We start from the raw sequence: 26,211 nt of genomic DNA on the forward strand, positions 1-26,211 counted from the left end.
CGCCCGGTAGGTCAGGAAACTGTCTGCTCCAGGAAACCATGCCGCTTGGTCACCGCGTCCAGCTCCATCAGCGTTTCCAGCAGCGCTTCCATCTTGCCCAGCGGCCATGCGTTCGGGCCATCGGAAAGCGCCTTGCTTGGATCCGGATGCGTCTCGGCGAACAGGCCGGCGACGCCGACCGCAACCGCCGCGCGCGCCAATACCGGCACGAACTCGCGCTGCCCACCCGAGGTAGCGCCCTGGCCGCCCGGCAGCTGCACCGAATGGGTAGCGTCGAACACCACCGGACAATTCGTATCGCGCATCACGCTGAGCGAGCGCATATCCGAAACGAGGTTGTTATAGCCGAAACTGGCGCCGCGTTCGCACACCATGATGTCGTCGTTGCCGACAGCCCTGGCCTTGGCGACCACATGCTTCATGTCCCACGGCGCCAGGAACTGGCCCTTCTTGATGTTCACCGGCTTGCCGGCGCGCGCTACCTTCTGGATGAAGTCGGTTTGCCGGCACAGGAACGCCGGCGTCTGCAGCACGTCGATCACCGACGCCGCTTCGTCCATCGGGGTGTATTCGTGCACGTCGGTGAGCAGCGGCACGCCGATCTGGCGCTTCACTTCGGCGAGGATGCGCAGCCCCTCTTCCATCCCCGGCCCACGGAAGCTGTCGCCCGATGAGCGGTTCGCCTTGTCGAAGCTGGATTTGAAGATGAAGTGGATGCCGAGCCGGCCGGTGATTTCCTTCAAGGTGCCGGCGGTGTCGATCTGCAGCTGCTGCGACTCGACCACGCAAGGCCCGGCAATCAGGAACAGCGGCTGGTTCAGTCCGATCTCGAATCCGCAGAGTTTCATGCAACGGACTCCGCGGCAGCGAGTCGCTGGCCATCGCGCACGGCCTTGTATTCACGTGCCGCACGGATGAAGCCGCTGAACAACGGATGCCCGTCGCGCGGCGTCGAGGTGAACTCCGGATGCGCCTGGCAGGCAAGGAACCAAGGATGCTGTTGCTGCGGCAGCTCGATCATTTCCACCAGCAGGTCGTCCATCGACTTGCCGGAGATCACCAGACCCAGATCCTCGAACGACTGCCGGTAGCGGTTGTTGAATTCGTAGCGATGGCGATGGCGCTCGCGCACCACGTCCTGGCCGTACAGCTCGCGCGCCAGCGTACCGGCCTTCAGGCGGCATTCCTGCGCGCCGAGGCGCATGGTGCCGCCCATGTCCGAGCGATCGCTGCGTTGTTCGATCTCGCCGCTGGCGGTGGTCCATTCGGTGATCAGGCCGATGACCGGGTCCGGCGTGTTGCGGTCGTTCTCGCTGGAGTCGGCGTCGGCCAGACCGGCGATGTGGCGGGCGAAGTCGATCACGGCCGCATGCATGCCGTAGCAGATGCCGAAATACGGCACGCCGTGCTCGCGCGCGTACTTGGCGGCCAGGATTTTCCCTTCGAAGCCACGCTTGCCGAAACCGCCCGGCACCAGGATCGCGTCGACATGTCCCAATGTATTGGCGGCGCCATCAGCCTCGACCTGCTCGGAATCGATCCAGTTGAGATTGACGCGCGCCTGCTGCTTGATGCCGCCGTGGCGCAGCGCCTCGGCCAGCGACTTGTAGGCATCCTTGTGCTCGACGTACTTGCCCACGATGGCCACGTTGACCTCGTCCTTGGGATGTTCCATCGCCTCGACCGTGCGCACCCAGCTGGACAGGTCGGCCGGACCGGCATCGAGGCCGAGGCGCTTGACCACGATCTCGTCCAGCCCCTGCTGGTGCAACCACAATGGCTGCTTGTAGATGATGTCGACATCGACGGCGCTGATCACCGCCTGCTCCGGCACGTTGGTGAACAGCGCGATCTTGCGGCGCTCGCCTTCGGGCAAGGCCTGCTCGCAGCGGCACAGCAGGATGTCCGGCTGGATACCGATCGAGCGAAGTTCCTTCACCGAGTGCTGGGTCGGCTTGGTCTTCAGTTCGCCGGCGGCCTTGATGAACGGCACCAGGGTCAGGTGCATGAACACCACCTTCTCCGGGCCGTGCTCGATGCGCAGCTGGCGGATCGCCTCGAGGAACGGCAGCGATTCGATATCGCCGACGGTACCGCCGATCTCCACCAGCGCCACGTCGAAGCCGCGGGTGGCCTCGTGGATGCAGTGCTTGATCTCGTCGGTGATGTGCGGGATCACCTGCACCGTCGCGCCCAGGTAATCGCCGCGGCGTTCCTTGCGGATCACGCTCTCGTAGATCTTGCCGGTGGTGATCGAATTCTTGCCGGTCAGGCGGGTGTGGACGAAGCGCTCGTAATGTCCGAGGTCGAGGTCGGTCTCGGCGCCGTCGTCGGTCACGTAGACCTCGCCGTGCTGGAAGGGACTCATGGTGCCCGGATCCACATTGATATAGGGATCGAGCTTCATCATGGTGACAGAGAGCCCGCGCGCTTCGAGAATGGAAGCGAGCGACGCCGCAGCAATGCCCTTGCCAAGCGAGGACACCACACCGCCGGTGACGAAAATCAGGGGGGTCATGGAAAGCAGCCGTGCTGGAAATTAGGCATTTTAGCTGCAGAAGCGTCCCGCTGCGAGATGGCAGCGGAGAATTCTCCGTTTTGGTTCATTTCCGATATGGCCGCGATGGATGAAACGGCCGCAGGCTGGCTGCTAGCATGCCTGAATGAAGAACCCTATCCCCGCCCGTCTTGCTGCCTTGCGCGCGGCCATGCAATTGCATGGCGTCGCCGCCGTCCTGGTCCCCAGCGCCGATCCGCACTTGTCCGAATACCTGCCCGAGCATTGGCAGGCACGGGCCTGGCTGTCCGGTTTCACCGGCTCGGCCGGCACTTTGATCGTCAGCCGTGAGCATGCCGGGCTGTGGACCGATTCGCGCTATTTCGCGCAGGCCGAACAGCAGCTGGCCGGCAGCGGCGTCACCTTGATGAAGCTGCGCGTGCCGCACGTGGCCGAGCACCAGGAATGGCTGCAGCAACATCTGCACCAGGGAGACGTACTGGCCGCGGCCGGCGACAGCCTGGCACTGACCACCCAGCGGCAGATAGAGCGCAAGCTCGCCGAGACCGGCGCCGGCCTGCGCACCGATCTCGACTTGCCCGGCGCTATCTGGCCTGACCGCCCTGCGCTGCCGCAGGCCCCGGTGGTCGCCCACGACCCCGCCTATGCCAGCATCTCGCGCGCCGACAAGTTCGCTCGCCTGCGCAAGGCGATGCACAAGCTCGGTGCCACCCATCATCTGCTGTCCAGCCTCGACGACATTGCCTGGCTGACCAACCTGCGCGGCAGCGATGTCGAGTGCAATCCGGTATTTCTCGCCCACCTGCTGGTGCAGGCGGACAGTCGCGCCACTTTGTTCGTCAACCGCGCCAAGCTCAGCGATGCACTGGTCGCATCGCTGGCCGCCGACGGCATCGGCATCGCCGATTACGCCTCGATCACCTCGACCCTGCACGAACTCGGTGTCGCCGACCGTCTGTTGCTGGACAGCGGGAGGGTCGTCAGCTCCATTGCCGCGGCGATCGCGCCGGCGGTCCATCGGATCGAGGCGCCCAACCCGAGTACCGCGTTCAAGGCAATCAAGAATGCCGCCGAGCTCGCCCATATCCGTGAGGTGATGCGCCGCGACGGCGCTGCACTGGTGCGCGGATTCCGCCGGCTGGAACAGCGTCTCGCCGCCGGCATGACACTGACGGAACTGGATGTCGATACCTTGCTATATGAGGAACGCTCGGCCCAGCCCGGCTACGTTGGCGAGAGTTTCGCCACCATCGCCGGCTACCAGGCGAACGGCGCGCTGCCGCATTACCGCGCCACACCGGAATCGCACAGCGCCTTGCACGCCAGGGGGCTGCTGCTGATCGATTCGGGTGGCCAGTATCTGGGCGGCACCACCGATATCACCCGCGTGCTGGCGCTGGGCGAGACCACATCGGAACAACGCCGCGATGCGACGCTGGTCATGAAAGGCATGATCGCGCTGTCCCGCGCGCGCTTTCCGAAAGGCGCCAGCGGCCCGCAACTGGACGCACTGGCCCGCGCGCCGCTATGGGCCTCATGCATGGATTACGGCCACGGCACCGGCCATGGCGTGGGGTATTTCCTCAATGTGCACGAAGGCCCCCACAGTATCCGCCCCCCGGTCGTCGGCGGTGCCTTGGTGGCGCTGGAGCCGGGCATGATCAGCTCGATCGAGCCTGGCCTGTACAAGCCCGGTCGGCATGGCATCCGGCACGAGAACCTGGCCGTGGTGGTCGAGGCCGAGCAGACCGAGTTCGGCGAGTTCCACGCCTTCGAAACGCTCACGCTGTGTCCGTTCGATCGCCGCGCGCTGGAGCCGAGCCTGCTCAATCCGGAAGAACGCGCCTGGCTCGACGACTACCACGCCAGCGTGCGTGCCGCGCTCAGCCCGTTGCTGGAAGACGCCGATCTGGAATGGCTGAACCGCCACTGCGCGCCGCTCTGAGCGAGCGTTTTCGCGCCAACGGAACTCAGTTGCGTCTGGGCGGCACCAGCCTCAGCCTGGCCGGAGCCAGCGGCTGGTTCGGGCAAAGCAGATGCTGGATCTCGTTGGCCCTGAGCGGATACGAGTACAGATAGCCCTGCCCTTCGACGCAACCGGCGCGCAACAGGAACTCGTGCTGCGCCTCGGTTTCGATGCCCTCGGCGATCGTGGTCAGACCGAGGCTCTTGGACATCGCCAGCATCGCCTCGGTGATGGCCGCATCATTCGCATTGCCCGGCAGGCCGGTGACAAAGGAGCGGTCTATCTTCAAATAGGCCACCGCCGGCAACTTGAGGTAGGACATCGAGGAATAGCCGGTACCGAAATCATCGATCGCCACATCGATGCCTAGCGTATGCAGGGTCCGCATAGTGCGCTCGGTGTCGTCGCCAAGCCGCAGCATGGCGCTTTCGGTGATCTCGAGCAGCAGTCGTTGCGCGGACAATTGCCGGGACTGCAAAGCCCGGCTGACGCCTTCGACAAAGGCCGGATGACTGAACCAGCGCGCCGAAACATTGACCGCCACGCGGATCGGCGGCACGCCAGCCAGATTCCATGCCTGGATCTGCGCGCAGGTCGCCTGCATCACCCACTCGTCGATGCGGCGGATCAGGCCCAGACTTTCCGCCACCGGAATGAACTCCCCCGGCAACACTTCGCCGCGCTCGGGATGCATCCAGCGCAATAGCGCCTCCACTGCCACGATGCGCCCCGTGCGCAGCTCGACGCTGGGCTGGAACACCAGCTGGAATTCGTTGCGCGCCAGCGCCTGACGCAGCTCGGTCGCCAGCTGCATGCGCCGGCGAGTATCGGCGTGCATGATCGGCGTGTAGAAACGGAACGTATTGCGCTCTTCGGTCTTCGCCGTATACATGGCCGCATCGGCGTTCGCGATCAGCGCCGCCGCGCTGTCGCCATCCAGCGGGTAACCGGCCACGCCGATGCTGGCGGTGAGCACAATCTCGTAGTCGTCCACCAGCACCGGATCGGCCAGTGCGGCCAGCAGGCGGCCGACGATCATCCTGGCGTCCTCGCGCAAGCCCAACCGCGGGATCAATACGGTGAATTCGTCGCCGCCGATACGCCCTGCCACGTCGCCGTCGGACAACTGCCGGCGAATGCGTTCGCCGACCTTGACCAGCAGGCGGTCGCCGATCGCGTGGCTGTAGCTGTCGTTGACGATCTTGAACGCGTCCAGATCGATGAACAGCACCACCGCCGCCAGCCGTTCGCGCTCGGCCACCGCGATGGCCTCGCTGCAGCACCGCTCGAACTCCGCCCGGTTGACCAGCCCGGTCAGCGGATCGTGTCGCGCCAGATGCTCCAACCGGCGCTGATTGGCCTTCGCTTCATGGACGTCGGTGAATACCGCGACGTAATAAAGCACCTGGTTGTCCGCATTGCGGATCGTGCTGATGCTCAGGTGCTCGGGATAGCAACTGCCGTCGTTGCGGGTGGTCTGCACTTCGCCGAGCCAGTTGTGACCGGCGGCCACGCTGTCCCAGATCGACTGCGGCAGCGGCTTGCCGTCAGGCAGGCGGCGATTGTCGTCGAGGCGCTTGCCCTGCAGCGACTGGCTGGTAAAACCGGTGAGGTCGACATGGGCGGCATTGGTCGAGATCACCCGGCGCTCGGCATCGGCGATGATCACGCCTTCGGCGATGCTTGCCAGCGCCTCGGCAGCCACACGACGCTCCTGCTCCATCGCCACCCGTTCGGAAATATCGCGAATGATCGCCTGCCGCACCGGCTGATTGCCCCAGTTGGCGAGGCTGCTCTGCGTCTCGATCGGTCGTTTGCTGCCGTCCGCGCCGAGCAAGGCGTTGGTGGCCGCCCGCCCGGCTTGCTGCCCGGAGAGCGGTTGCACGAACAGATGCACGAAACGGTCGCCGATCAGTTCATCCGCATCGCGCCCGGTCCACACCGACGCCATGTGGTTGACGTCCAGGATCCGCCCGCTGGTTTCATCGACCATCACAATGGCATCGGCGGCGCTGTCGAACAGCAGGCGATAGCGTTCTTCGGTACCGCGGACACTGGCAAGAATCCGGCGCGCCATGCCCAGCCACAACAAGGCGGCGACGGCGGCTGCCGTCAGTACGCCCCCAAAAAGCACCTGACCGATCCAGGCGGCGCCGTCGGCGACCGCCCGTGAAAACAATTTGCTGCGCGGTTCGATATAGCTGTTGATGGCACCGATGCGCTCACGCTGCCGGGCGATCTCCGCGTTGTTGATTTTGCCTGTGGCGTAGCCGGCCTCCAGGGAGCTGGCTATGGTATTGAGTTCCGCAATGGAACTGTCGGTGGAGCGCCAGGCCTGCAAGGCGTCGCGCATGTAGGGCGCATCCGCGAAATGACGCAGGATGAAGATCACGCCAGGGATCGCCACCGTGACCGTCTTGCTACGTCGCAGTGCATCCGCCACCGCGTCGTAATCGAAATTCCCCGAGGCAGTCTGATCACGCGCCCAACGGTCGGCCATCAAGACGTCGTAGTTGAGCCTGTAGTTGGCCAGGTCCGCGGCATTGCCCTTGGTCGCGTAGGCGTCCAGAGCGATCACGCTCTGCTTCTGCGCCTTGGACCAGATGCTCTCGCCGTTGAGAAATCCGGCGAGAGCTATTTGAACCTGCAATGCTCCCCAAGTCAGTGCCAGGATCAGCCCGACCATCCCCACCAACGCATATGCCAGTGGCATCAAGCGTCGTGACAATGGCCGTTGCAAAGTGATCGTGGAAGTGCGCATTGCGTCCCTTGTTTCGCGATAGGCGAATCAACGTCTGGGCATTGCATTAAACGCGCAACCGGTTCCTTCAGGCGGCTGCGCTGCTCAGCACCTCCGACAAACGGTGCGGCTCGACGCAGCGATCAGCAAGAATCCTCATGCTGGTGTAGCTGCGCTTTATACACTCAGTGATATGAGCTATTTCATCGGCTGCAGGTTCCGTGCCCATTATTGTACAGACTATCTCCAAAGCCTCCCACGGATGCGTGTCATCGTATGCGGCGTGAAGCTGAAGCCAACGTAGTGTCCCTGCCCTGATCTTGGGAGGGAAGCTTTCCGCATAGCTCTTGCTATCGAATATCAGCTGCGACCATTCGCCGGTTGCCCCCTCGACCGCGTAATTGGTAGCGGCGATGCTTGCCGCCAGTGTGTCACGGCCGCTGACATCTTCGCACCAGTTCGCCAGCACTTCGGTGCCATGCGGGGGAACCCCTTCCAGCAATTCTTCGCGCGGGATCCCCGCCCCCTCTGCCCAGTTGAGCCAGTATTCGGCATGATTCTGCTCCACACGAATGTTGCGCACCAGCCAGCGGCGCGCAAGATTGTCGCCGGGACTGCGGCCGAAACGTGTTTTCAACAGGCTTTTAGCCATATAAGCGGGAAAACGCTCGATCACCGGCCATATCCCCACCATGAAATTGGCGGTACCAGACCTGCCGAGCGTCCCCTCACTCATCTTTTCCCATAGAGGATGAGTGACCACGCTCCGTTTGGTGCTTTCGCAATCGGCGACCATGTCCTGGGCCCATTGTGGGTAGCTGGTCAGTTCGGTCAGCGGGCCGGTGCGTTCGAAATGGGTATTCATAGATTTCTCCTCAGAGTTGCACAGTTGGTTGGTGCTTCAATTTGCCGGCCCAGGAGAAGCCTGGGCCGGTCGTACTCCGGCATCACTGCGGCGATGCCGAAAACCCTGAACCGCTGGCCGCTGACACGTCGTCCGCTACCCCGGCACGTGCTGCATGTACAACCTCGGCAGCGTTCACTGCGCTCGCCATGGCTGACTAAACCTCTGTTCGTTCCCGATGCAGCGTACCCCTGCCACGGCGGCGGGACGAACAGCCGCCCACGTTCTTCCGCCTGGCTCGCGGCCTGTTGTCGGCCAAAAGCACGCATGCATCGCGCGGCCCCTGCCATATCCACGGCGCGCGAACCAGCCTCGCCCATTTCGATTCATCGAACCTATCCGCACCTCATCCAGGGGAGATGACCCATGAACTACGTCGACGATTTCGTGGTCCCGTTCCGCAACAAAAACTATGCGTCGTACCGCAGCATGACGCGCTGAGCAGGCAAGATCTGGCGCGAGCATGGCGCGCTGGAATACATCGAATGTGTCGCCGACGACGTCAGGCAAGCTCAAGAACGGCGAGGTCGCCGTGCTCTCTCGAATGGTCTATGTCTTACGCCGCGATCGCGATCGCACCAACCAACTGGCGATGGCCGCCCCTGCCTCGCGGTCATGATGGATCCGGGGTCTTTGCCGTTCGACGGCAAGCGAATGTTTTTTGGCGGCTTCAAGACGCCCGTCGCGTTGTAGCGCAAGCGCCATCCCGACGCTGGGGCTCATCACCCAGGTACAGCACGCTCCGGCCAACCAAGCCGGGCAACCAAAAATCAAGATTATCCTGGTCCCATTGCCGGGTAGATGTCCAGGGTCACCTGGCCCCAGCGCCGGCAGCCATATCTGCCAGCTTGGCAATGGTGTTCATGTTGCGTGCCGTGCCCGACTTCGCAGCCGGAATCTTCAGCCGCGAATCGGCCATGCCGTCGCCGTAGTGCACGTAGATCTCGCGACGCCCTAACGCAAGCCGCTCGTCCTTCGCGCCGCTGATATCGTGCAAAGCCGTCGCTGGCGGCGGCGCATCCAGGAAAATCGCCACCGTGCGGTTGGGCGGCGCTTCGGCAAAGGGATTGGCCGCCAGCACCGCGGCCATTTCGGCCGCGCTGCGTACCACTACGCCAACCGACTTTCCCGCGTATTCCTGCAGCCGCTGCTCTATCTCTCGTTTCACCGCCTTCTCGGCGAGCTTGCTGGAAAACACCACGTTGCCGCTGGCGATGTACGTGCGCACAGCGTCGAAGCCGGCCGCCTCGCACATGGCCTTGAGCTCACTCATCGGCAGCTTGCCGGTGCCGCCCACGTTGACGGCGCGCAACAGCGCCACATAGCTGGTCATGGCATAGCTCTCATACAACGGTCGGATGCGTCGCCACCGATCGCGCCCTCAGGCGACTCATCCGCGATGGCGGCCAGCATCCGGTGGAACGCGGGGGCCGGCCTTTCGGTGGTTATCCCTATCGTAATCATCATGCTCCTACCCTGCGCAGAATATCAGCGAAAAAGCTGCAGCAAGCCCCAGCTCACCAGCAGTGCGAAATAACCGAAGAACCGCCAGAAGCCCGCCCCGAGCAATGGCTCGTTGGTCAGCTCCGAAGAGGGACTGAAACGGTCCACAAAGAAGTCGGGAAAGATCAGCAAGGCCGCCGCAAGCAACGGCAGCAACAGCACGTAGTCGGCACCGCTGCCCGCACGCCCGAAGCCGGAAGACGCCGCGATATCCAGCCCGGGAGCCCAGCTTCGCAAGTGGCGCACCATCCATAGCCAGGCCAGCACCACCGCGCCACCGATCATGCGATGAATCATCGTTCCCATGTTCCCCGACTCCTGTCATCCCGCCGTGGTATCAAGCGTTAATGCATGTCGCATCCACGACGACGAATACCCGCATCACACCCCTCACGGAGTTTCTCATGCGAGCATCGATTGCAGCAAAATGGGGCGCCGCCCTGATAGGCGTGCTATCGGTGCTTCCCCGCCATACGACGGCCCAATCCCTGCGCGAGCGGCTCACTCAGCGCCGCAGCGCCGCCGCAAGCCATGCCATGCCGTTGCCGGTCGGCGCGCGGGTCGAACGCGACATGGCCTACGGCCCCGATCCTGCGCAGCGTCTGGACGTCTATCTGCCGCCACATGCCGAGCATGCCCCGGTCATCTTCATGGTCCACGGCGGCGGCTGGATGTTTGGCGACAAGGATTCGAGCGGTGTAGTCGCCAACAAGGCAGCGCACTGGCTGCCTTCAGGCTATATCGTGATGTCGACCAACTACCGCCTGTCGCCGTCGGCCAATCCACTCGAGCAGGCTGACGATGTCGCCAGGGCACTGGCCTTCGCCCAGAGCAACGCCCATCGCTGGGGCGCGGATCCGGCCCGGTTCGTACTCGTCGGGCATTCCGCCGGCGCCCATCTAGTGTCGCTGCTGAGCGCCGATCCAGTCATCGCGACGCGCCAAGGCGGCCGGCCATGGCTAGGCACAGTGTCGCTGGACAGCGCGGCCTACGACGTCGCCAAGCTCATGCAGTCACATCATCTGGGTCTCTACGACCGCGTGTTCCATGACGATCAGGATCTCTGGCGCGAAGCTTCGCCGACCCTGCGCCTGAAGCGGGCGTCGATACCGATGCTGCTGGTCTGTTCGAGCCGGCGCAACGATTCCTGTCCCCAGGCCGAAGCTTTTGCGACCAAGGCTATCGCGCTGGGTGGCCACGCCACAGTCCTTCCGGTCGACAAGACGCATGGGGAAATCAACCAGCAACTCGGCACGCCCGGCAGCTACACCGATGCCGTCGATGCGTTCCTGCATACGATAGGGTCGAAATAGCCTCGACGTGTCGAATCAAGAAGCCCAGGTGCAGCAGACAAGGCGCTGCCCCTGTTAGTGTTGCCCGATCCGCATGGTGCCCGACGGACGATTCGTGGCATCCGAGGCTCGCCGCTCGACGCTCCGACGAGGTGGCTACAGCGAGCCCATCTGAAAGGGGAAACCGATGCTGGCACACATCACCCAAAACCTGCTCCGACTGACCCGCGCCAACGGCGTGGCACGCCTGCTGCCGACGGGGATGTTATTCGCACTGTGTCTGGCAACACCCGCCCAGGCGCGCACGCCCGACGAAGCCCGCTGGCAGCATGAAGCGCAGGCGGTCACGATCACCCGCGACGACTGGGGCATCGCCCACGTGCACGGCAAGACCGACGCCGACGCGGTGTTCGGCATGGCGTATGCGCAGGCCGAGGACGACTTCAACCGGGTCGAGACGAACTATCTCAATTCGATGGGCCGGCTTGCCGAGACCGAAGGCGAATCGGCGATCTGGCAGGATCTGCGGCAGAAACTGTTCATCGATCCGGTCGTACTGAAGTCGCTCTACGCGCAAAGTCCGGCCTGGCTGCAGGCGCTGATGAACAGCTGGGCCGACGGTCTCAACTACTACCTCGCCAAGCATCCCGACGTGCATCCGCGGGTCATCACGCATTTCGAACCGTGGATGGCGCTGAGCTTTTCCGAGGGCAGTATCGGTGGCGATATCGAACGCGTTTCGCTGGATCAGCTCGAAGCGTTCTACGGCCACGATCGCCAGGCACTCGCCCGCGTCGACCCGCCGTCGAGCTGGCAGGAACCGACCGGATCGAACGGCATCGCGATCGCGCCGAAGCTGACCGCCGACGGCCACGCCCTGCTGCTGATCAATCCGCACACGTCGTTCTTCTTCCGCTCCGAACTGCAAATGACCAGCGACGCCGGGCTCGATGCCTACGGCGCGGTCACCTGGGGCCAGTTCTTCATCTACCAGGGCTTCAACCACCACGTCGGCTGGATGCACACCTCCACCGGCCTCGATGCCGTCGACGAGTTCGCCGAGACGATCGTGCGCAAGGACGGCAAGTCGTTCTATCGCTACGGCAAGGAGCTGCGGCCGGTCGCCGCGCGCACCGTGAGCGTGCCTTACCGCGCGAAGGACGGCTCGATGGCCACGCGCAGCTTCACCGTCTATGCCACCCACCATGGCCCGATCGTGCGCGAGAAAGACGGCAAATGGATCGCCACGGCGCTGATGAACAAGCCGATGGAAGCATTGGAACAGAGCTGGCTGCGCACCAAAGCGAGCGACTACGCCAGCTACATGAAGGTTGCCGAGCTGCGGGCGAACTCGTCGAACAACACGCTCTTCGCCGACGACAAGGGCGAGATCGCCTATCTGCACCCGCAGTTCATCCCGAAACGCGACGACCGCTTCGACTATACGAAGCCGGTCGACGGCAGCGACCCGGCTACCGACTGGCAAGGCCTGCTGCCGCTGGACAAGGCCCCGCAGCTGCTCGACCCGCCGAACGGCTGGGTCATGAACACCAACAACTGGCCGTATTCCGCCGCCGGCCCGTACAGTCCGAAGCGGGCCGACTATCCGCGTTACATGGACACCTTCGGTGAGAATCCCCGCGGCATCCACGCCACCCGCCTGCTCACCGGCGCGCGCGATGTCAGCATGGCTTCGCTGATCACCATGGCATTCGACTCGTACCTGCCGGCATTCGCGCGGCAACTGCCGATCCTGATCGCCGACTACGACGCACTGCCTGCCAATGATCCGCTCAAGCCCAGGCTGAAAGGCCAGATCGCCATGCTGCGCGACTGGGACTACCGCTGGGGCGTCGCCTCGATGCCCACCTCGCTGGCGGTGTTCTGGGGTGACACGTTGTGGGACAAGGTCGACAAGGCAGACACCGCCGAAGGCTTGTCGGTCTACGACATCATGGCCGACAAGGCCGGCTCGAAGGCGCGCCTGGGCGCGCTGGTCGAGGCCTCCGACCGGTTGACCAAGGACTTCGGCAGCTGGGGCGTGCCGTGGGGTGAAATCAATCGCTTCCAGCGCGTCAACGGCGCCATCGTGCAGCCGTTCGACGACACCAAACCCAGCATCCCGGTGCCGTTCACCTCGTCACGCTGGGGCTCGCTCGCATCGTTCGGCGCGCACCGCTGGCCTGGCACCAAGCGCTACTACGGCACTAGCGGCAACAGTTTCGTGGCCGTCGTCGAGTTCGGCCCCAAGGTGCACGCCCGAGCGATCACCGCCGGAGGCGAAAGCGGCCACCCGGATTCAAAGCACTTCAACGATGAGGCCGAACGCTATACCACCGGCAACCTGCGCACCGTCTATTTCTGGCCGGAGCAGCTCAAGGGCCATACCGAGCGGGTCTATCGTCCGGGGGAGTGAGGCCGCACGGCTTCATCGCTCACACGCCGAACAGCATGCCGACGCCAGCGGTAACCGCCATCGCCAGCGCGCCCCAGAACGTGATGCGCATGGCACCGACGCCCATCTTCGCGCCGCCGGCCCGTGCCGCCAGCGCGCCGAGCGCGGCAAGAAACACCAGCGAGGTGGCGAACACCAGCGGCAACAACAAGGCGACCGGCGCCAGCGCCACCACCAGCAGCGGCAGTGCGGAGCCCACCGCAAAGCTCAGCGCCGATGCTCCGGCGGCTTGCAGCGGTCGTGCCTTGAACGCTTCGGTGATGCCCAGCTCGTCGCGCGCGTGGGCATCGAGCGCGTCGTGCGCCATCAGTTGGTCGGCCACCTGCCTGGCCAGCGCCGGATCGAGTCCACGGTTCACGTAAATCGACGCCAGCTCCTTGTGCTCGCCTTCCACGTCGGTCTGCAGCTCGTGGTGCTCGCGTTCCAGTTCGGCGCGTTCGCTGTCGGCCTGTGAATGCACCGACACGTACTCGCCGGCCGCCATCGACATCGAGCCGGCCACCAGCCCGGCGATACCGGCGATCAAGATGTTCTGTCCGCTGGCATGCGCGGCCGCCACGCCCAGCACCAGGCTGGCGGTAGAAACGATGCCATCGTTCGCGCCCAGTACGGCGGCGCGCAACCAGCCCATGCGGCTGGTGCGGTGTCTTTCATAATGGCGTCGGGGCACGGAGGGCGATCTCGGCAAGAGTCAGGACATCGGGATTGAATGGCGTGTCGCGTTCAGAGCATCCGCTTCAGCGTATTGTCGCGGCGGCCGAAGTGGTGCCACAGCGCGGCCAGGATATGCAGCCCGATCACGTAGTAGAAGATCGTGCCTATGTCGCCGTGGATATCCTCCAGTTGATGCGACAACGCCCGGTTCGGCAGGCCGACGAACGATGGCAGCAAGGTCACGCCGAACAGGGTTACCGGCTTGCCGCCGACCTGCAATGTGATGATGCCGAGGATAGGCTGGATCAGCAGGAACAGGTACAGCGCCACGTGCGTGATATTGCCCAGCAGCTCGCTCCAGCGTGGTGACGGCGGCGTGATCGGCGGGCGCCCGTTGCGCAGGCGCAGCAGCAGACGCGGCAGTATCAGCAACAGCACCGCCAGCCCCGCGGTGTAGTGCGCAGCCAATATGTTGGCTCGTGTGGCACTGCCCCTGGGAAACAGCTCGAACAGGTTGATGAAGAGATAAGCCAGCAATACCAGCGCAAATATCGTCCAGTGCATCCGACGGACAGAGGCAGCGTAGTGCGATGGCGGTTCGACCGATGCCATGAAACATCTCCTGCAGGAATCATCAAAGACCGGGGATGCGATTGGCGGCCTCCACGATGCGCGGAGGCCGCGGCAAGCATTGTGTACGTCTCGGCAGATGATGTGGGGAATGCTTCTCGTCTCCGTGGCTTGCCGACGCATGCGTGTCGATCGGCATCGCGGGGCCGCGTGCAGCACCTGCATCGGCGACGTTGGATTCGGCTCGATCCGATCGAGCCGAATCACTCCAGCAACCGTTATGAACCTAATCGTGGCCGGCCATGAAGCAATCCCGGCGCAACCACGCAAACGGCAGCATCAGCCCCGGCCGGGAATCTTCAACCCGCGCTGCACCGCCGGGCGGGCCAGCCCGCGCTCGAGCCAGGCGACAACGTTGCGGAAACTGTCGTACTCCACGATGTCGCGCGCTTCGTAGAACGTGATGAGGTTGTTGACCCAGCCCAGCGTTGCGATGTCGGCGATGGAATACTCGTCACCCATGATCCAGTCGCGGCCATCCAGCTGAGTATCGAGCACGCCGAGCAGTCGCTTGGATTCGGCGACATAGCGTTCCAGCGGGCGCTTGTCCGCGTACTCCTTGCCGGCGAACTTGTTGAAGAAACCAACCTGGCCGAACATCGGGCCGATCGATGCCATCTGGAAGAACACCCACTGGATGGTTTCCCAGCGCTGCGCCGGATCGGCCGAAATGAACTTGCCCGACTTGTCCGCCAGGTACATCAGGATCGCGCCCGATTCGAACAGGCCGAGCGGCTGGCCGCCGGGGCCGTCCGGATCGATGATCGCGGGAATCTTGCCGTTCGGATTGAGCGACAGGAACTCCGGCGTATGGCTCTCGTTCTTCATGATGTCGACAAGATGCGGCTCATACGGAAGCCCCGTCTCCTCCAGCATGATCGATGCCTTCACCCCGTTCGGCGTGTTGAGCGAATAAAGCTGGATGCGGTTCGGATGTTTCGCCGGCCAACGCGCTGCGATCGGAAAGCTGGAGAGGTCGGGCATGTGTTGCTCCTGATGTGACGGGGTGGTGATCGGATCAGATTGTGTTGTTTCGCGGCAAGATCAAGTGGAGCATTGCTGATCCGTTTGTTCCTCCGCTTTACGGCACAACGACCCCCCAAAGCATTACGTTCACCCCAGCAGGAAACCCACGGCATCGACCATGAAGTGGGCCAGCATGTTGGCCCACAGATTGCGGCGCCACAGGTAGAGCAGCGTGAGCAGCGCGCCGGCCGCACCCGCGACCAACAGGTGGTGCCACCCCCAATAGCCGAGATGCTCTAGCGTGAAGATGGCCCACGTGAATATGCCCGCCGCGCCGCGGCTGCCGGTCAATTCCTGCACACGCTCGAGCGCATAGCCGCGGAACAGGATTTCTTCGGAAACCGCCGCACGCACGACCGCCATGAATCTCAGCCAGAACGGCACTGCCGTCAGGGTCTGCAGCTGTTGGGTCTCGTCCCAGTGCAACGCTGGAAACACGACGAGATACATCAAGGCCAGCACGGCGATCATCAGTACGCCAGTCGCCAGCGCCGCGAAGATATCCCTGCCACCCGGCCTCCGTAGCCCGATGGACGCCAGCGGGCGACGCTCGATCAGCAGGACATACAGCAGGAGCGCCGCAACCAGCCCCCAGTAGACCAGCTCGTTGGCCGCCATGTGACCGACACTGGCAAGCGCGTGATCCCACGTTCCGAACGGCAGGCTGATGCCGCCGAACGCCAGCAGCAATCCCGCCATACCGAGCAGCCACGGCTTTTTCTGTCCGGCAATCATCCGTGTAGTCGTCGACATGAACTCAACCTCGCCTCGTATTCGATGCTTTTGCGGTTTTCTTCTGGACGGCCAGGCGCGCATCGCGTGCCTCGTCGACCAGCCGGATGAATTGCTGGACAGCCTGCGTGGTCCGCTTTCTGTCGCCGGTGCTCATCAGTTCCAGAAACAGGCCGTCGAACACGGCACCCAGCAAGGTGACCATGGCCGGGGTCCGCTCCGCCTCGGGCAACGCCGTCGCGATCAGCTCCGACCAGTTCGAGGTATTGCGCTGCAGGTAGTGCCCGTAGGCGGCGGGATTCTGCACGGCAAGGATCTGCAGCTCATAGAGCAGCTTCAGGTAGGGATAGTTTTCGTCCGCGATCGCCCAGTCCCAGAACAGTTTCAACGGCCGCCCTGACTGCCCTGCCCGCCGTTCGATCATGCCGCCGAAGGACATCCGCAGACGCGTCTGCATGCTGTCCAGCACCTCGGTCAGCAGACCTTCCTTTGATTCGAAGTGATAGATGAGCAGGCGCGCGCTGGTACCCAGCGCATCGGCAAGCGGCCTCAACGAGAGATCGGACAGGCCATGTTCGAGCAGGTAGGCGACCAGCTCGTCGGTCAGGATTTCTTTTCGTGTCTGCATGTAACAGACGTTACATGTAACACTCGTTACATGTCAACCGGTCTCGAATGAAATCACGGATCGCCTGCGTTCCATGCATCCGGCTCCCACGCGGCGGGTCATGAGGGTCTTACCTTGGCGTGATGCTCTGCAGCGTCTCGATGAGAAGCTGGTCAGCCGCATCCACCCGAATCAGCCCCAGGCGCGGGTATTCGAGATCACGGATGACGAACACCGTCACGGTCAGCGCCACCGCGAACACCATCACCTGCAGCCAGGGCACCCGCTCGCCCTCCGCCATGCCGTAGCCGGCCAGCAGGGCCGACATCAACGCAAGCAGAAAAAGCATCAAGTCGATCACTGCCGGCGGATGGTCGCGCGTGGCCGCCAGCCGTGTAGTGGTGATATCGAACATCTCGTTGAGCGCAGACGCCACCAGGCTCAACGTGGCATTGCTGCCCGAGGCCTGCGCCGCCGTGGTGGCTTGCGTCCAGATCTGCTGCTGTGTGGCCGCGCTGTCGGCCCACGCCCTGGCAGCCGCCGCAGAGCCCGGCATGGCCTGATAGGTATCCAGCCGCTGCCGTACGTACCGGCGCATCGCCTCGCGCAACGGCACCTGCGCAGCGGTAGGCAACAGGTCGATGCGCAGGTAGGCCGTGCCGATGGCGTTGGCCTCCTGCGTAATCAACTCTCGCCGATGCTCGAACCGACCCGCAGCCCCGGAAAACGAAAACGCCAGCAGCAGTCCCAGCAAACCGAACACCGCCCCGCTCAAGGTGTTGGCATCGCCTTTGACGCCATAGCGCCCGCCAAGTACGAAGCCGGCCTGCACACAGATCAGCAAGCCCAGCAACAAGGCGATGGAGTACAGCCAGGGGTCGACAAGAGGTTGGGACATGGTGGCCTGCGCAGTCATGGCAAGGTGGAATAGTTGAGTGATCAGATCACATCTTTGGATGTGGATGGCCGGAAGTTCTCATTTGCGACGAAAATGCTTCCGCCCCTTGTCCGCGCACAGGCAAATCTACGTCCGACTCAGCGACCAGAACGCGATGTCACGGCGGAGACGATAGCCGGCCTGTTCGTACAGCGACTTTGCGCGCGGGTTCTGGTGGCTCACATGAAGAAACGGCAGGCGTCCGCGTTCGAGATTGTCGTTCGACAGCAGCGCCAGCAGGCGGCGCGCATAGCCGCGGCCGTTGAAGTCGGGATGCGTGCAGACCGCGCTGATTTCCTGGTACGCGTCCATGCCCAGGCGCTCACCGATGAGCGCCGCCAGCCGGCCGTCCTGGTAGATCCCGAAGTAACGGCCCAGCTCCATCGTGCGCGGACGGAAATAATGCGGATACACCAGCGCGGTCAACGCCAGCACATCGGCGTGATGCGCCTCGGACAGCTCGATCACTTGCGGCCCGTCGATCACCGTCATCGGAGCCGTGCAAACCATCTGCGCCAGTGGGCCATAAGCCTCGATACGCCATCCGCCCGGCAGCGCCGGCGCCACGCCAAGCAGGTAGACGGACTCACCAGGATCGATCAGCGATTCTAGTGCCTCAGCTACGTCCACCTGCGCGTTCGCCACACCCAGGAACGGCGCGAACTCCGCCGGATAGCGCGCCGCATCGCCGTGGCTCCGCGCCAGCGCGCGATGGCGGCTGCGCAGTGAAGACCAGAACGGATTGTCGAGTTCGGTGGCGGTCATTCCGCAATGCTGTCCAATCGACTGTAGGCGGAAAAGTCTGCCATGAACAGAGTAGATAGTTGAGCACTTTCAACTGGCGACGTGCCTCGCGATACGGTGATCACGCAGCGCTCTTCTGCGGGCCGGGGCCGTCCCGGCTTTCCTCTGAACCGCTTCAGCCCCTTCAGTCATCAGTGAGACGCCGGAAATCCAATCACCATATCGTTCAATGGCAGCTGTGCCTGGCGACGCAAGGTAGCTGCCGGCGTCCACGGTTCGCCCTGCCCGAACACCTGCGCCTCGGTCTCCGGCCCCAGCAGATCGAAATGGTCGAAGACAAACGGCAGGCCTTCCGAACCTTCGAATGCCGCGGCATTGGAAAGCTGGAAATGCAGATGCGGAGCCGCGGAATTGCCGGACTGGCCCAGGCGTCCCAGCAGCTGTCCACGGCGAACACGTTCGCCCACGTGCACCTTCACGCTGCCGCGCTGCAGGTGTGCATAACCGGCGTACACGCCGGGCTCAATCTCCAGCACCACGTAGTTGCCGAACAAGCCATGCGCCGTCAGCGACTCGGGCTCCGCCTGCGGAGTCAGCGGCGGATGCTCCACCTGCCCGTCGCGCATGTCGCGCACGACGCCATCGGCCACCGCAAGCACGTCCGCACCGTAGCCGATCCAGTCGGCATGGTGCGACTTGCCGATATCCTTCACGTCCGCACGCATCGCATGACCCTGCGGATCGATTCCCACCAGGTCCAGCGCATAACGCTGCGGAATGGTCACCTGCCCGTTCACCGCCACCAGACTGCCCCAGTGGTGCGAATGGGCGTCGCCAGGCCCTTCGTGCGCCAGCCAGAGCCCACCGCGCAACGGCGGCCCGATCAGCATGGGCGCATCGGTGTTCAACGCCACGCTTACGCCATCGAGCAATGCGATGCCATGCTTCGCCGTGGCGAATACCATCCGGTGGCGCAATGTGCGCGGTAGCTCGCTACTTGCCGGCAGGGTCAGCCAGACATAGATCACCACACGCTTGCCGGCTTCGATGGTCACCGGCGCATGCTCGGCCGGCGCGGGTCGGCTCATTGCCGCCAGCTCGACAGCGCCGAAGCTGGCGAGCGGCGCGCGGCCATCGTCCGCGTAGACCTCCAGACTCTGCGGCATCAGCGGACCGGTATCGCCGTAGATGCTGGTGACATGCAGTTCGTAGGCGAGATGCTTCAGCTCATCGCTGCCGACAAACGCCGCCGGAGCAAACGGTACGCGCGCCTCCACCGGTGCCAATGCCTGCTGCGCAACGGCCAGGGAAGTCCAGCAGAACAACACTGCAAACAGCCCGCGGGCAAAGCTTCCATCCATCGACATCGTGATCTCCCTGGCACACGCCGGAACGGCGGCACCTCAGCGTAATTCAGAGCGAACCTCCGAAGCGACCGTCCGGAAATTCGGCGAGATCAGCTGGCCGAGACCGTCGTCGCCGCCACCGGTGCGTGGCTGGCAGCCACGCTGGTTGTCGGCGATGTCAGCATGGCGCCGACGACCAGCACGCAGATCAGCAGGCAGGCACCGAAAAGGCTTTGCAGCATCAGGGATTCGAATTTCATGGCGGTTCTCCTTGAGTGAGTGAATGAAGCTTTCAAGAATGGAATGGCAAACGTCGTGCCAATGGCCACGGAACCCGGGAGCCCGCATTGCCAAGCCATTTCTTTCTTCGCACTCTGAGAAGGCAGCCTGTCCGCGGACAATCGCGATGGTGTCCGGACAACACGCGCGGACGAGATATCGCTTGCGACATCACCGCCGCGTGCCAGCGCCATATTCCAGCGATGAGCGACCCTGCCCAACCGTGCCGCGTGGGGCCGCCGGGAGTCTTGTCGTGCCGGTTTTTCTCTCCGGGGCCGACACCCCCGCCTCCCAAATTCAACGCTCGATGACCACCTCGATGCGCCCGGGATCAACCGCCGTGTCAGCTGGTGTGATCCAGGATGATCTTCCAGCCGTCGGAAGTCTTTTCCCATAGCAGCGAGAACACGCCGTCGTCCTTGCTGGTCTCGCCGTGCGCGGTGCGATCCAGATGGAAGCGCCCGGTCACCGCGGCGTAGCGCACCTCGCCGCCGGCATCCGGCAATAGGCGTACGTCGAGGGCGGAGAACGTGAGCCGCCCCATCTGCTCCTTACTGGCATAGTGTTTGCGATAGCTGTCGAGAATCGTGCGGTAGCCTTTGCGCACGCTGGTGCCGACGAAGGTCGTGTCGGGCGCGTCTTTGTATCCGCGCATGTAGTCTGAAACATCGCCGCGATTCCACGCCGCCTGCTGCTGATCCATCACCTGCCGGATGGCAGCTGCGTCATCGACCGTTGCCGCCATGGTCGAACCGGCACGGCAAAGGCCGGTCGCCGCAAGCAGAATCCCGAGCAAGAGGTAAAACCATCGTCCAGTCATTGCGTGCTCCGTCGTGAGGTGATTACTTCGTCGACTACGACACTGTATTAGCAATCTGCCAACACTGGATGCATCGCCGGATAACGTTGACGGGCGCAGGCTCTTGATTTCACCACCAACGGAGCACCGGATCATGTCAGTCAAAGCCATTCCCACCGGCTATCACAGCATCACGCCGTCCGTCGTCGTCGACAACGCCGCCAAGGCACTGAAGTTCTATCACGATGCGCTCGGCGCCAAGGAAACCTACCGCCTGCCCATCGGCGACAAGATCGGCCATGCCGAAATCCAGATCGGCGATTCGCGTCTCATGCTATCGGATGAAATGCCGCAATTCGATGCGCTCGGGCCGAAGACCCGCGGCGGCGCGACCGGCAGTTTCATGATCTATGTTTCCGACGTAGACGCTGCCCTCGATCGCGCCGTGAAAGCCGGCGCCAAACTCCTGCAACCGGCAGAAAACCAGTTCTGGGGCGATCGGGTAGGCACCGTCGTCGACCCGTTCGGCCACAAATGGATGCTGGGCACGCACATCGAAGATGTCAGCGAAGAGGAGATGAAACGGCGCGGAGCCGAATGGGCCAAATCGCAGAAGATGCACTGAGTCATTTCGCCTTCGTCCACGCGCGGAGTGGACCCGACTTGGACGTCAAAGCAGGTTCGGGGCGGTGAGGCCACCGCTCCGGGGTTGGAATGCGTCCAGGTTTGGCATGCCGTCGCGCACTGGGTCGCACCAGATGGCTATCAGCGAACCCGTCATGGTTCGCGAAAGAGCAACCTTAAAGTTGCATTTTTGCGAATCGTGGCGCATGCTCATATGCAACCAGGAGGTGGCATATGAGCGATCGCATCGAAAAACACATCCAGCTGAAAGCGCCAGTGTCGCGTGTATGGCGCGCACTGACAGACTACCGCGAATTCGGCGCGTGGTTCTGCGTCAAGCTTGACGGGCCGTTCGTGCCCGGCAAGGAAGCTGTCGGCCAGATCACGTATCCGGGCTACGAGCACGTCACCTGGCGGGCCGTGGTGCAACGGATCGAGCCGGAGCAGTTGTTTTCCTTTACCTGGCACCCCTACGCCGTCGAACCGGGCGTGGACTACTCCGCCGAACCGCAGACCTTGATCGAATTCCGCCTGGAGCCCAGCGGCGACGGCACCTTGCTGACCTTGACCGAGTCGGGCTTCGACAGCATACCGGCGGGTCGACGTGCCGAAGCGTTCCGCATGAACGACAATGGCTGGACCCAGCAGATGGAAAACATCCGTCGCCACGTCGAGGAAAGCCATGGCAGCTAGTGCGCAAGCACGCCTGACCCGCCAATCGCCGAAGGCCGCCATGGTGTTCGCCGCCCTCGGCGACCCGACACGGCTGGCGCTGGTGGTCAGGCTTAGCGACGGATCGCGTTGCTCGATCGCCCAGCTCAGCGACGGGCAGCCGCTGACGCGGCAGGCGATCAGCAAGCATCTGCGTGTACTCGAGGACGCCCATGTTGTCCGCAGCGAGCGCGCCGGCCGCGAAAATCTGTACGTACTCGATCCGAAACCGATCGAGGACCTCCGCGGCTACATCGAGCTGGTATCCCGTCAATGGGACGCCGCACTGTCGCGACTCAAGTTTTTCGTGGAAGAGTGACATGCGCTTGCCAGGTTCCAGACCGCAGGCTCTCACGGCGGTGCCTTGCCGCCGTCGGATGACAATCAACCATGCAGCAAGATCGACACCCCGCGTGCACACTGCGCGCGCGAATGGACGAAGCCACTCGTGATGAGGCCCATAGTGATCGTGGTGATGGGTGTGTCGGGCAGCGGCAAATCCACGTTCGGACGGGCGCTGGCTGATGCACTCGACTGGGATTTCCTCGAGGGCGACGACATGCATCCGTCGTCGAACATCGAAAAAATGCGCGCGGGCATCGCACTGGATGACGACGACCGCCGCCTGTGGCTGGATCACATCGCCGCCTGGATCAGCGGCGAAGAAAGCCGGGGCCGCCACGGCGTAGTGAGCTGCTCCGCCCTCAAGCGCGCCTATCGCGATCGGCTACGCCAGAGTAGCGCGGCGGTGCGCTTTGTCTATATCCGCGTGGAGCGCGGCGAGCTGGAGCATCGCATGCGACAGCGCAGCCACTTCATGCCGGCGGCCCTGCTCGACAGCCAGCTGCGGACACTGGAAGAACCCGTCGAGGATGAGGCGGCACTGACGTTGTCGGGAAACCTCGGCATCGACGAGATGGTGTCGGAAGTACGTCGCTGGTTGCAACGTAGCGATATTCGCCCCGCCGGCTGACCCGCTACGAAAAAGGCTTCACGGTTCCGAACTTTCCTGCCTGGTAGGCCGCGGTGACCTGCTCGATTTCTTCGCGGCTAGTCATGACGAAAGGACCCGCTTGTACGATCGGCTCGTTGATCGCCGGGCCCGCAATCGCGACGAACCGCACCTCACCGGTCGAAGCATGCAGCTCCACAGTTCCGGCCGCTGCGGCCGAGACGACGATGGCTGCGCCCGATGGCAGTTCTGTCCTCTGATCGATTCCCGTTGCGCCGAGCTCACGCGCCGTCAGACTCCCGTGGCGGGCATAGAGCCAAAGATTCCAGCCAGCCGGCAATGGCAGATTGATACGACTGTCCGCATCCAGCCGGCCATCCACGATAAGAATGGGTTCCGGGGTGAGCAGTGGAGACGTTTGGCCACCCAGGGAACCGGCCAGCACGCGCAGGCGTGCGCCAGCGCCTTCGATCACGGGAACGTCGCCAGCCCGCACCAGCATCGTCGCCGGCTCGATGCGCTTCAGACGCTGCGGCAGGTTGACGAACAACTGCAAGCCGTTCAGCCGGGCGTGTTCGCCTTCGGGCTGTTGCGTATGCACGATGCCCTTGCCGGCCACCGTCCAGTGCAGGTCTCCGGGTTCGATGCGGTGGTCGTTGTGCACGCTGTCGTGGCTGCTCATCCAACCTTGGGTATCTTCAAACAACACGGTCACCGCCGACATGCCCGCATGTGGATGCAGTTCGAAGGTCGGACCGGTCATCACAAAATGGTCGGCAAGCACCAACGGGCTCATCGCGCGATCGAAGTCGGTGTGGCGAAATTGGCGGATATGGCAGTGCGCGCCGACGGCATGGGGCTCACGCGCGACCGCATGCGAAAAACACAGACTGCTGGACGTGGGGATGGAAGTAGACATGGGTTCTCTTGTGGTAGCGACGATTCGGCGGTCTGGCGCGGATCAATAACCGGGCATAGAGCAAGCCGCATCGACCGTATGTTACAGACGGTCAAAATATCCGGAGCGTCAGCGTTTCGATCTTTCTTCCGGTTTAGCTTCCTTCGCCAGTGCCGCATGTGCCAGCTCCAGCGCCTTGTCCAGCGCCTGGTCAGGCGGTGTCGGCACGTCCGGCTTCACGCCCACGCCCTGCCAGTCGGTACCGGTAATGGGATTGATCGAACGCATCTCGGGCAATTTGATCAGAAAGTGATCGGTCAGGCGCCGACGCTCATACGGATGCGCGCCGCCGCCACTGGCTTCGCCCACCACCGTGATGCGCTTCATGGCCTGCAAGTCGTAGGCGAAGGCTTCCGCCGCTGAAAAAGTCTTGTGCGAGATGAGTACATAGACGGGCTTTGTGCCGCCGAATCGACGGCCGGGCACCCATACCGGCGTCGTGGCGCGAGTAAGCAGGTTGCTCGGGCGATCGTAGGTCGCGCTCATCTCCGCCGGCTTGTCCAGCAGATAGGCGGCCATGAGCATATCCATGCCACTGTCGCCGCCACCGTTATTGCGCAAATCGATGATCAGCACCTTGGACTGCGCCAGCAACGTCATGGCGGATTGCAGCATGTCGGCAGCGACGCGTGGCGGCGCGAACAAGCGCAGATCGAGATAGCCGATGTCGTCGTCGATGCGCCGCACGCTTTCAAAACCGTGATTGACCGCAGGGCCTGCCCAACTGTCGTCGTCTTCTTCGTATTGATCGGCCGTTCCGGCATCGGGCGGCGGCACAACCTGGGCGCTGTAGTTGATGCGGAAATGTCCGTCACCGGAAAGCTTGCGCAGCTCCAACGTCAGCGCCTGGGCGAAGGCCCCAGGATCGCTGTCGTGCTTGAACGCATCGGTCTTCGCCTCGCGGCGGATCGCATCGGCGACCTTGCGGCCCATGGCCGGATCAACGTACCGGGCCTGGATAATCTCCGCGGCCTGCTCGATCACTTCGCGTTGACTGTCCGCTTTCACGACCGAAGCGTGGATATCCGCAGCGACGGCGCAGCAGGAGCCGAGAACCAGTGAAATGGCCAGCACGATATGTTTCATGGGTTCGGACCTTGGCGGTCGCCATCATCATCGCAAGTCGACGGAAAAACTATATAAGCGCTGTTACATATCGTCCACCCAACTAAAGGCACGGTAGCCGTGCAGGCGCCGTCGAGCCCCCGTCGGCGACTCGGCGAGTTGAAAAAAGGACAAAACAGCCCTTTCCCAATAATCCTTCAGACGTCGCCGGCCTTTTCGCGCTTCTTCAACGTTGCGTTGGCAGACAGCAGCCGTGTAGAAAACGGCCGTTGGTCGAGTGCTTCAATCGCTTCTTGCAAGACCCGGGATAGCGGCACCGAAAGACTACGATCAAGGTCCGCAGCCGCGATGGATGTCGCCGCCCAGCAGCGCTCGAGCGAGTCGATTTTGCGCTTCGCGCTCGCTGTCAAGGAGACGATGCGCTCACGCCCGTCCCCGCCTTGACCGTATTTCACCCACTTCTGCATCACCATCTGCGACACCGTCTGGCTGACCGCAGAATGGCTGATGCCTGCGTAATCGGCGATGGTTCGGATCGACGACGGACCTGACGCAAGCAGCACGCGGATCACCGGCGTAAAGCGAGGCCTGTAGTCCAGACCCTCCGCTCGATAGCTGTCCTCGACGGCACCATCCAGGAGTTCGGTCAGGTGACGGAGCAATGTGCCTAAAGATGCCGTTGGATCCTTCATCTTCAAAACATAGAAGCGCTGTTATATGGCGTCAAGCGAACTCCGCCATGGCTAGCTCCTTCCGCGGCTGGCGATCT

At 63.3% G+C, this 26,211-nt stretch carries 26 protein-coding genes; 7 read left to right on the forward strand and 19 right to left on the reverse strand.

The window, feature by feature from the left end:
- Window positions 1-11 precede the first annotated feature (11 nt).
- Window positions 12-848, reverse strand: coding sequence for a 3-deoxy-8-phosphooctulonate synthase (kdsA, locus tag BUA26_RS00435; protein WP_072756986.1), 837 nt, complete (start codon window positions 846-848; stop codon window positions 12-14).
- Window positions 845-2,518 carry a CTP synthase gene (locus tag BUA26_RS00440; RefSeq protein WP_072756987.1) on the reverse strand — a complete coding sequence of 558 codons (1,674 nt, stop codon included), beginning with the start codon at window positions 2,516-2,518 and terminating at the stop codon, window positions 845-847. The genes kdsA and BUA26_RS00440 overlap by 4 nt, the downstream gene beginning before the upstream one ends.
- A gap of 145 nt (window positions 2,519-2,663) precedes the next feature.
- On the opposite strand from BUA26_RS00440, the gene BUA26_RS00445 reads away from it, so the two are divergent.
- A complete protein-coding gene (locus tag BUA26_RS00445; RefSeq protein WP_072756988.1) occupies window positions 2,664-4,463 on the forward strand; it encodes an aminopeptidase P family protein in 1,800 nt (599 codons plus the stop codon).
- Window positions 4,464-4,488: 25 nt separating this feature from the next.
- On the opposite strand, the gene BUA26_RS00450 is transcribed toward BUA26_RS00445, so the two are convergent.
- The 4 genes from BUA26_RS00450 to BUA26_RS00470 all read right to left on the reverse strand — a co-directional run bounded on the left by BUA26_RS00450 (window position 4,489) and on the right by BUA26_RS00470 (window position 9,937).
- The gene (locus BUA26_RS00450) at window positions 4,489-7,197 is read right to left on the reverse strand and encodes a putative bifunctional diguanylate cyclase/phosphodiesterase (protein WP_072756989.1); all 2,709 of its coding nucleotides are present in this window, start codon (window positions 7,195-7,197) and stop codon (window positions 4,489-4,491) included.
- Window positions 7,198-7,312: 115 nt separating this feature from the next.
- A complete protein-coding gene (locus BUA26_RS00455) occupies window positions 7,313-8,089 on the reverse strand; it encodes an iron-containing redox enzyme family protein (protein WP_072756990.1) in 777 nt (258 codons plus the stop codon).
- Window positions 8,090-8,939: 850 nt separating this feature from the next.
- A complete protein-coding gene (locus BUA26_RS00465) occupies window positions 8,940-9,461 on the reverse strand; it encodes a DUF1697 domain-containing protein (RefSeq protein WP_072756991.1) in 522 nt (173 codons plus the stop codon).
- A 155-nt stretch (window positions 9,462-9,616) separates the two neighbouring features.
- Entirely contained in the window at window positions 9,617-9,937 is a 321-nt protein-coding gene (locus BUA26_RS00470; protein WP_255368104.1) for a hypothetical protein, read from the reverse strand.
- A 98-nt stretch (window positions 9,938-10,035) separates the two neighbouring features.
- On the opposite strand from BUA26_RS00470, the gene BUA26_RS00475 reads away from it, so the two are divergent.
- Both BUA26_RS00475 and BUA26_RS00480 read left to right on the forward strand, forming a co-directional pair.
- The gene (locus BUA26_RS00475; RefSeq protein WP_072756993.1) at window positions 10,036-10,944 is read left to right on the forward strand and encodes an alpha/beta hydrolase; all 909 of its coding nucleotides are present in this window, start codon (window positions 10,036-10,038) and stop codon (window positions 10,942-10,944) included.
- A gap of 241 nt (window positions 10,945-11,185) precedes the next feature.
- Complete coding sequence (locus tag BUA26_RS00480) at window positions 11,186-13,339, forward strand: penicillin acylase family protein (RefSeq protein ID WP_072759877.1); 2,154 nt, start codon at window positions 11,186-11,188, stop codon at window positions 13,337-13,339.
- Window positions 13,340-13,358: 19 nt separating this feature from the next.
- Here BUA26_RS00480 and BUA26_RS00485 read toward each other — a convergent pair whose 3' ends face one another.
- The 10 genes from BUA26_RS00485 to BUA26_RS00525 form a co-directional block, all read right to left on the reverse strand.
- Window positions 13,359-14,048, reverse strand: a complete 690-nt coding sequence (locus BUA26_RS00485; protein ID WP_072756994.1) for a VIT1/CCC1 transporter family protein — start codon at window positions 14,046-14,048, stop codon at window positions 13,359-13,361.
- Between the two features lie 53 nt (window positions 14,049-14,101).
- On the reverse strand, window positions 14,102-14,644 hold the full coding sequence (locus BUA26_RS00490) for a cytochrome b (RefSeq protein WP_072756995.1): 543 nt from the start codon (window positions 14,642-14,644) through the stop codon (window positions 14,102-14,104).
- A 297-nt stretch (window positions 14,645-14,941) separates the two neighbouring features.
- A complete protein-coding gene (locus BUA26_RS00495; protein ID WP_072756996.1) occupies window positions 14,942-15,646 on the reverse strand; it encodes a glutathione S-transferase N-terminal domain-containing protein in 705 nt (234 codons plus the stop codon).
- Window positions 15,647-15,775: 129 nt separating this feature from the next.
- Complete coding sequence (locus BUA26_RS00500; protein WP_178368506.1) at window positions 15,776-16,441, reverse strand: CPBP family intramembrane glutamic endopeptidase; 666 nt, start codon at window positions 16,439-16,441, stop codon at window positions 15,776-15,778.
- 4 nt (window positions 16,442-16,445) lie between these two features.
- Complete coding sequence (locus tag BUA26_RS00505) at window positions 16,446-17,048, reverse strand: TetR family transcriptional regulator (RefSeq protein WP_072756998.1); 603 nt, start codon at window positions 17,046-17,048, stop codon at window positions 16,446-16,448.
- A 109-nt stretch (window positions 17,049-17,157) separates the two neighbouring features.
- Entirely contained in the window at window positions 17,158-17,925 is a 768-nt protein-coding gene (locus BUA26_RS00510; RefSeq protein WP_072759879.1) for a bestrophin-like domain, read from the reverse strand.
- A 126-nt stretch (window positions 17,926-18,051) separates the two neighbouring features.
- On the reverse strand, window positions 18,052-18,729 hold the full coding sequence (locus BUA26_RS00515) for a GNAT family N-acetyltransferase (RefSeq protein ID WP_072756999.1): 678 nt from the start codon (window positions 18,727-18,729) through the stop codon (window positions 18,052-18,054).
- Window positions 18,730-18,899: 170 nt separating this feature from the next.
- On the reverse strand, window positions 18,900-20,075 hold the full coding sequence (locus tag BUA26_RS00520) for a M23 family metallopeptidase (protein WP_072757000.1): 1,176 nt from the start codon (window positions 20,073-20,075) through the stop codon (window positions 18,900-18,902).
- Window positions 20,076-20,164: 89 nt separating this feature from the next.
- A complete protein-coding gene (locus BUA26_RS20370) occupies window positions 20,165-20,314 on the reverse strand; it encodes a hypothetical protein (protein WP_178368507.1) in 150 nt (49 codons plus the stop codon).
- A gap of 362 nt (window positions 20,315-20,676) precedes the next feature.
- Window positions 20,677-21,153: a YybH family protein gene (locus BUA26_RS00525; RefSeq protein WP_072757001.1), complete on the reverse strand. Its 477-nt coding sequence runs from the start codon at window positions 21,151-21,153 to the stop codon at window positions 20,677-20,679.
- A 133-nt stretch (window positions 21,154-21,286) separates the two neighbouring features.
- Here BUA26_RS00525 and BUA26_RS00530 point away from each other — a divergent pair, with 133 nt between their 5' ends.
- From BUA26_RS00530 to BUA26_RS00545, 4 genes are all read left to right on the forward strand, one after another.
- Window positions 21,287-21,757, forward strand: coding sequence for a VOC family protein (locus tag BUA26_RS00530; protein WP_072757002.1), 471 nt, complete (start codon window positions 21,287-21,289; stop codon window positions 21,755-21,757).
- A gap of 233 nt (window positions 21,758-21,990) precedes the next feature.
- Entirely contained in the window at window positions 21,991-22,449 is a 459-nt protein-coding gene (locus tag BUA26_RS00535) for an SRPBCC family protein (RefSeq protein WP_072757003.1), read from the forward strand.
- A complete protein-coding gene (locus BUA26_RS00540; protein WP_072757004.1) occupies window positions 22,439-22,786 on the forward strand; it encodes an ArsR/SmtB family transcription factor in 348 nt (115 codons plus the stop codon). The genes BUA26_RS00535 and BUA26_RS00540 overlap by 11 nt, the downstream gene beginning before the upstream one ends.
- Before the next feature lie 132 nt (window positions 22,787-22,918).
- On the forward strand, window positions 22,919-23,440 hold the full coding sequence (locus tag BUA26_RS00545) for a gluconokinase (protein ID WP_072759881.1): 522 nt from the start codon (window positions 22,919-22,921) through the stop codon (window positions 23,438-23,440).
- A 4-nt stretch (window positions 23,441-23,444) separates the two neighbouring features.
- On the opposite strand, the gene BUA26_RS00550 is transcribed toward BUA26_RS00545, so the two are convergent.
- The 3 genes from BUA26_RS00550 to BUA26_RS00560 all read right to left on the reverse strand — a co-directional run bounded on the left by BUA26_RS00550 (window position 23,445) and on the right by BUA26_RS00560 (window position 26,134).
- Window positions 23,445-24,338, reverse strand: coding sequence for a pirin family protein (locus BUA26_RS00550; RefSeq protein ID WP_083572819.1), 894 nt, complete (start codon window positions 24,336-24,338; stop codon window positions 23,445-23,447).
- 108 nt (window positions 24,339-24,446) lie between these two features.
- Window positions 24,447-25,463: a S41 family peptidase gene (locus BUA26_RS00555; RefSeq protein ID WP_072757005.1), complete on the reverse strand. Its 1,017-nt coding sequence runs from the start codon at window positions 25,461-25,463 to the stop codon at window positions 24,447-24,449.
- 176 nt (window positions 25,464-25,639) lie between these two features.
- Window positions 25,640-26,134 (reverse strand): MarR family winged helix-turn-helix transcriptional regulator, encoded by a 495-nt coding sequence (locus tag BUA26_RS00560; RefSeq protein ID WP_072757006.1) that lies wholly within the window; start codon window positions 26,132-26,134, stop codon window positions 25,640-25,642.
- Between the last annotated feature and the right edge of the window lie 77 nt (window positions 26,135-26,211).

Origin of the sequence: Rhodanobacter sp. OK091, assembly GCF_900142825.1 — a bacterium.
Lineage (GTDB): Bacteria > Pseudomonadota > Gammaproteobacteria > Xanthomonadales > Rhodanobacteraceae > Rhodanobacter.

Coding starts and splice junctions, on each gene's coding strand:
- kdsA (WP_072756986.1), bottom strand. CDS start 848: ATGAAACTCTGCGGATTCGAGATCGGACTGAACCAGCCGCTGTTCCTG.
- BUA26_RS00440 (WP_072756987.1), bottom strand. CDS start 2,518: ATGACCCCCCTGATTTTCGTCACCGGCGGTGTGGTGTCCTCGCTTGGC.
- BUA26_RS00445 (WP_072756988.1), top strand. CDS start 2,664: ATGAAGAACCCTATCCCCGCCCGTCTTGCTGCCTTGCGCGCGGCCATG.
- BUA26_RS00450 (WP_072756989.1), bottom strand. CDS start 7,197: ATGCCACTGGCATATGCGTTGGTGGGGATGGTCGGGCTGATCCTGGCA.
- BUA26_RS00455 (WP_072756990.1), bottom strand. CDS start 8,089: ATGAATACCCATTTCGAACGCACCGGCCCGCTGACCGAACTGACCAGC.
- BUA26_RS00465 (WP_072756991.1), bottom strand. CDS start 9,461: ATGACCAGCTATGTGGCGCTGTTGCGCGCCGTCAACGTGGGCGGCACC.
- BUA26_RS00470 (WP_255368104.1), bottom strand. CDS start 9,937: ATGGGAACGATGATTCATCGCATGATCGGTGGCGCGGTGGTGCTGGCC.
- BUA26_RS00475 (WP_072756993.1), top strand. CDS start 10,036: ATGCGAGCATCGATTGCAGCAAAATGGGGCGCCGCCCTGATAGGCGTG.
- BUA26_RS00480 (WP_072759877.1), top strand. CDS start 11,186: ATGTTATTCGCACTGTGTCTGGCAACACCCGCCCAGGCGCGCACGCCC.
- BUA26_RS00490 (WP_072756995.1), bottom strand. CDS start 14,644: ATGGCATCGGTCGAACCGCCATCGCACTACGCTGCCTCTGTCCGTCGG.
- BUA26_RS00495 (WP_072756996.1), bottom strand. CDS start 15,646: ATGCCCGACCTCTCCAGCTTTCCGATCGCAGCGCGTTGGCCGGCGAAA.
- BUA26_RS00500 (WP_178368506.1), bottom strand. CDS start 16,441: ATGTCGACGACTACACGGATGATTGCCGGACAGAAAAAGCCGTGGCTG.
- BUA26_RS00505 (WP_072756998.1), bottom strand. CDS start 17,048: ATGCAGACACGAAAAGAAATCCTGACCGACGAGCTGGTCGCCTACCTG.
- BUA26_RS00510 (WP_072759879.1), bottom strand. CDS start 17,925: ATGTCCCAACCTCTTGTCGACCCCTGGCTGTACTCCATCGCCTTGTTG.
- BUA26_RS00515 (WP_072756999.1), bottom strand. CDS start 18,729: ATGACCGCCACCGAACTCGACAATCCGTTCTGGTCTTCACTGCGCAGC.
- BUA26_RS00520 (WP_072757000.1), bottom strand. CDS start 20,075: ATGTCGATGGATGGAAGCTTTGCCCGCGGGCTGTTTGCAGTGTTGTTC.
- BUA26_RS20370 (WP_178368507.1), bottom strand. CDS start 20,314: ATGAAATTCGAATCCCTGATGCTGCAAAGCCTTTTCGGTGCCTGCCTG.
- BUA26_RS00525 (WP_072757001.1), bottom strand. CDS start 21,153: ATGACTGGACGATGGTTTTACCTCTTGCTCGGGATTCTGCTTGCGGCG.
- BUA26_RS00530 (WP_072757002.1), top strand. CDS start 21,287: ATGTCAGTCAAAGCCATTCCCACCGGCTATCACAGCATCACGCCGTCC.
- BUA26_RS00535 (WP_072757003.1), top strand. CDS start 21,991: ATGAGCGATCGCATCGAAAAACACATCCAGCTGAAAGCGCCAGTGTCG.
- BUA26_RS00540 (WP_072757004.1), top strand. CDS start 22,439: ATGGCAGCTAGTGCGCAAGCACGCCTGACCCGCCAATCGCCGAAGGCC.
- BUA26_RS00545 (WP_072759881.1), top strand. CDS start 22,919: ATGAGGCCCATAGTGATCGTGGTGATGGGTGTGTCGGGCAGCGGCAAA.
- BUA26_RS00550 (WP_083572819.1), bottom strand. CDS start 24,338: ATGTCTACTTCCATCCCCACGTCCAGCAGTCTGTGTTTTTCGCATGCG.
- BUA26_RS00555 (WP_072757005.1), bottom strand. CDS start 25,463: ATGAAACATATCGTGCTGGCCATTTCACTGGTTCTCGGCTCCTGCTGC.
- BUA26_RS00560 (WP_072757006.1), bottom strand. CDS start 26,134: ATGAAGGATCCAACGGCATCTTTAGGCACATTGCTCCGTCACCTGACC.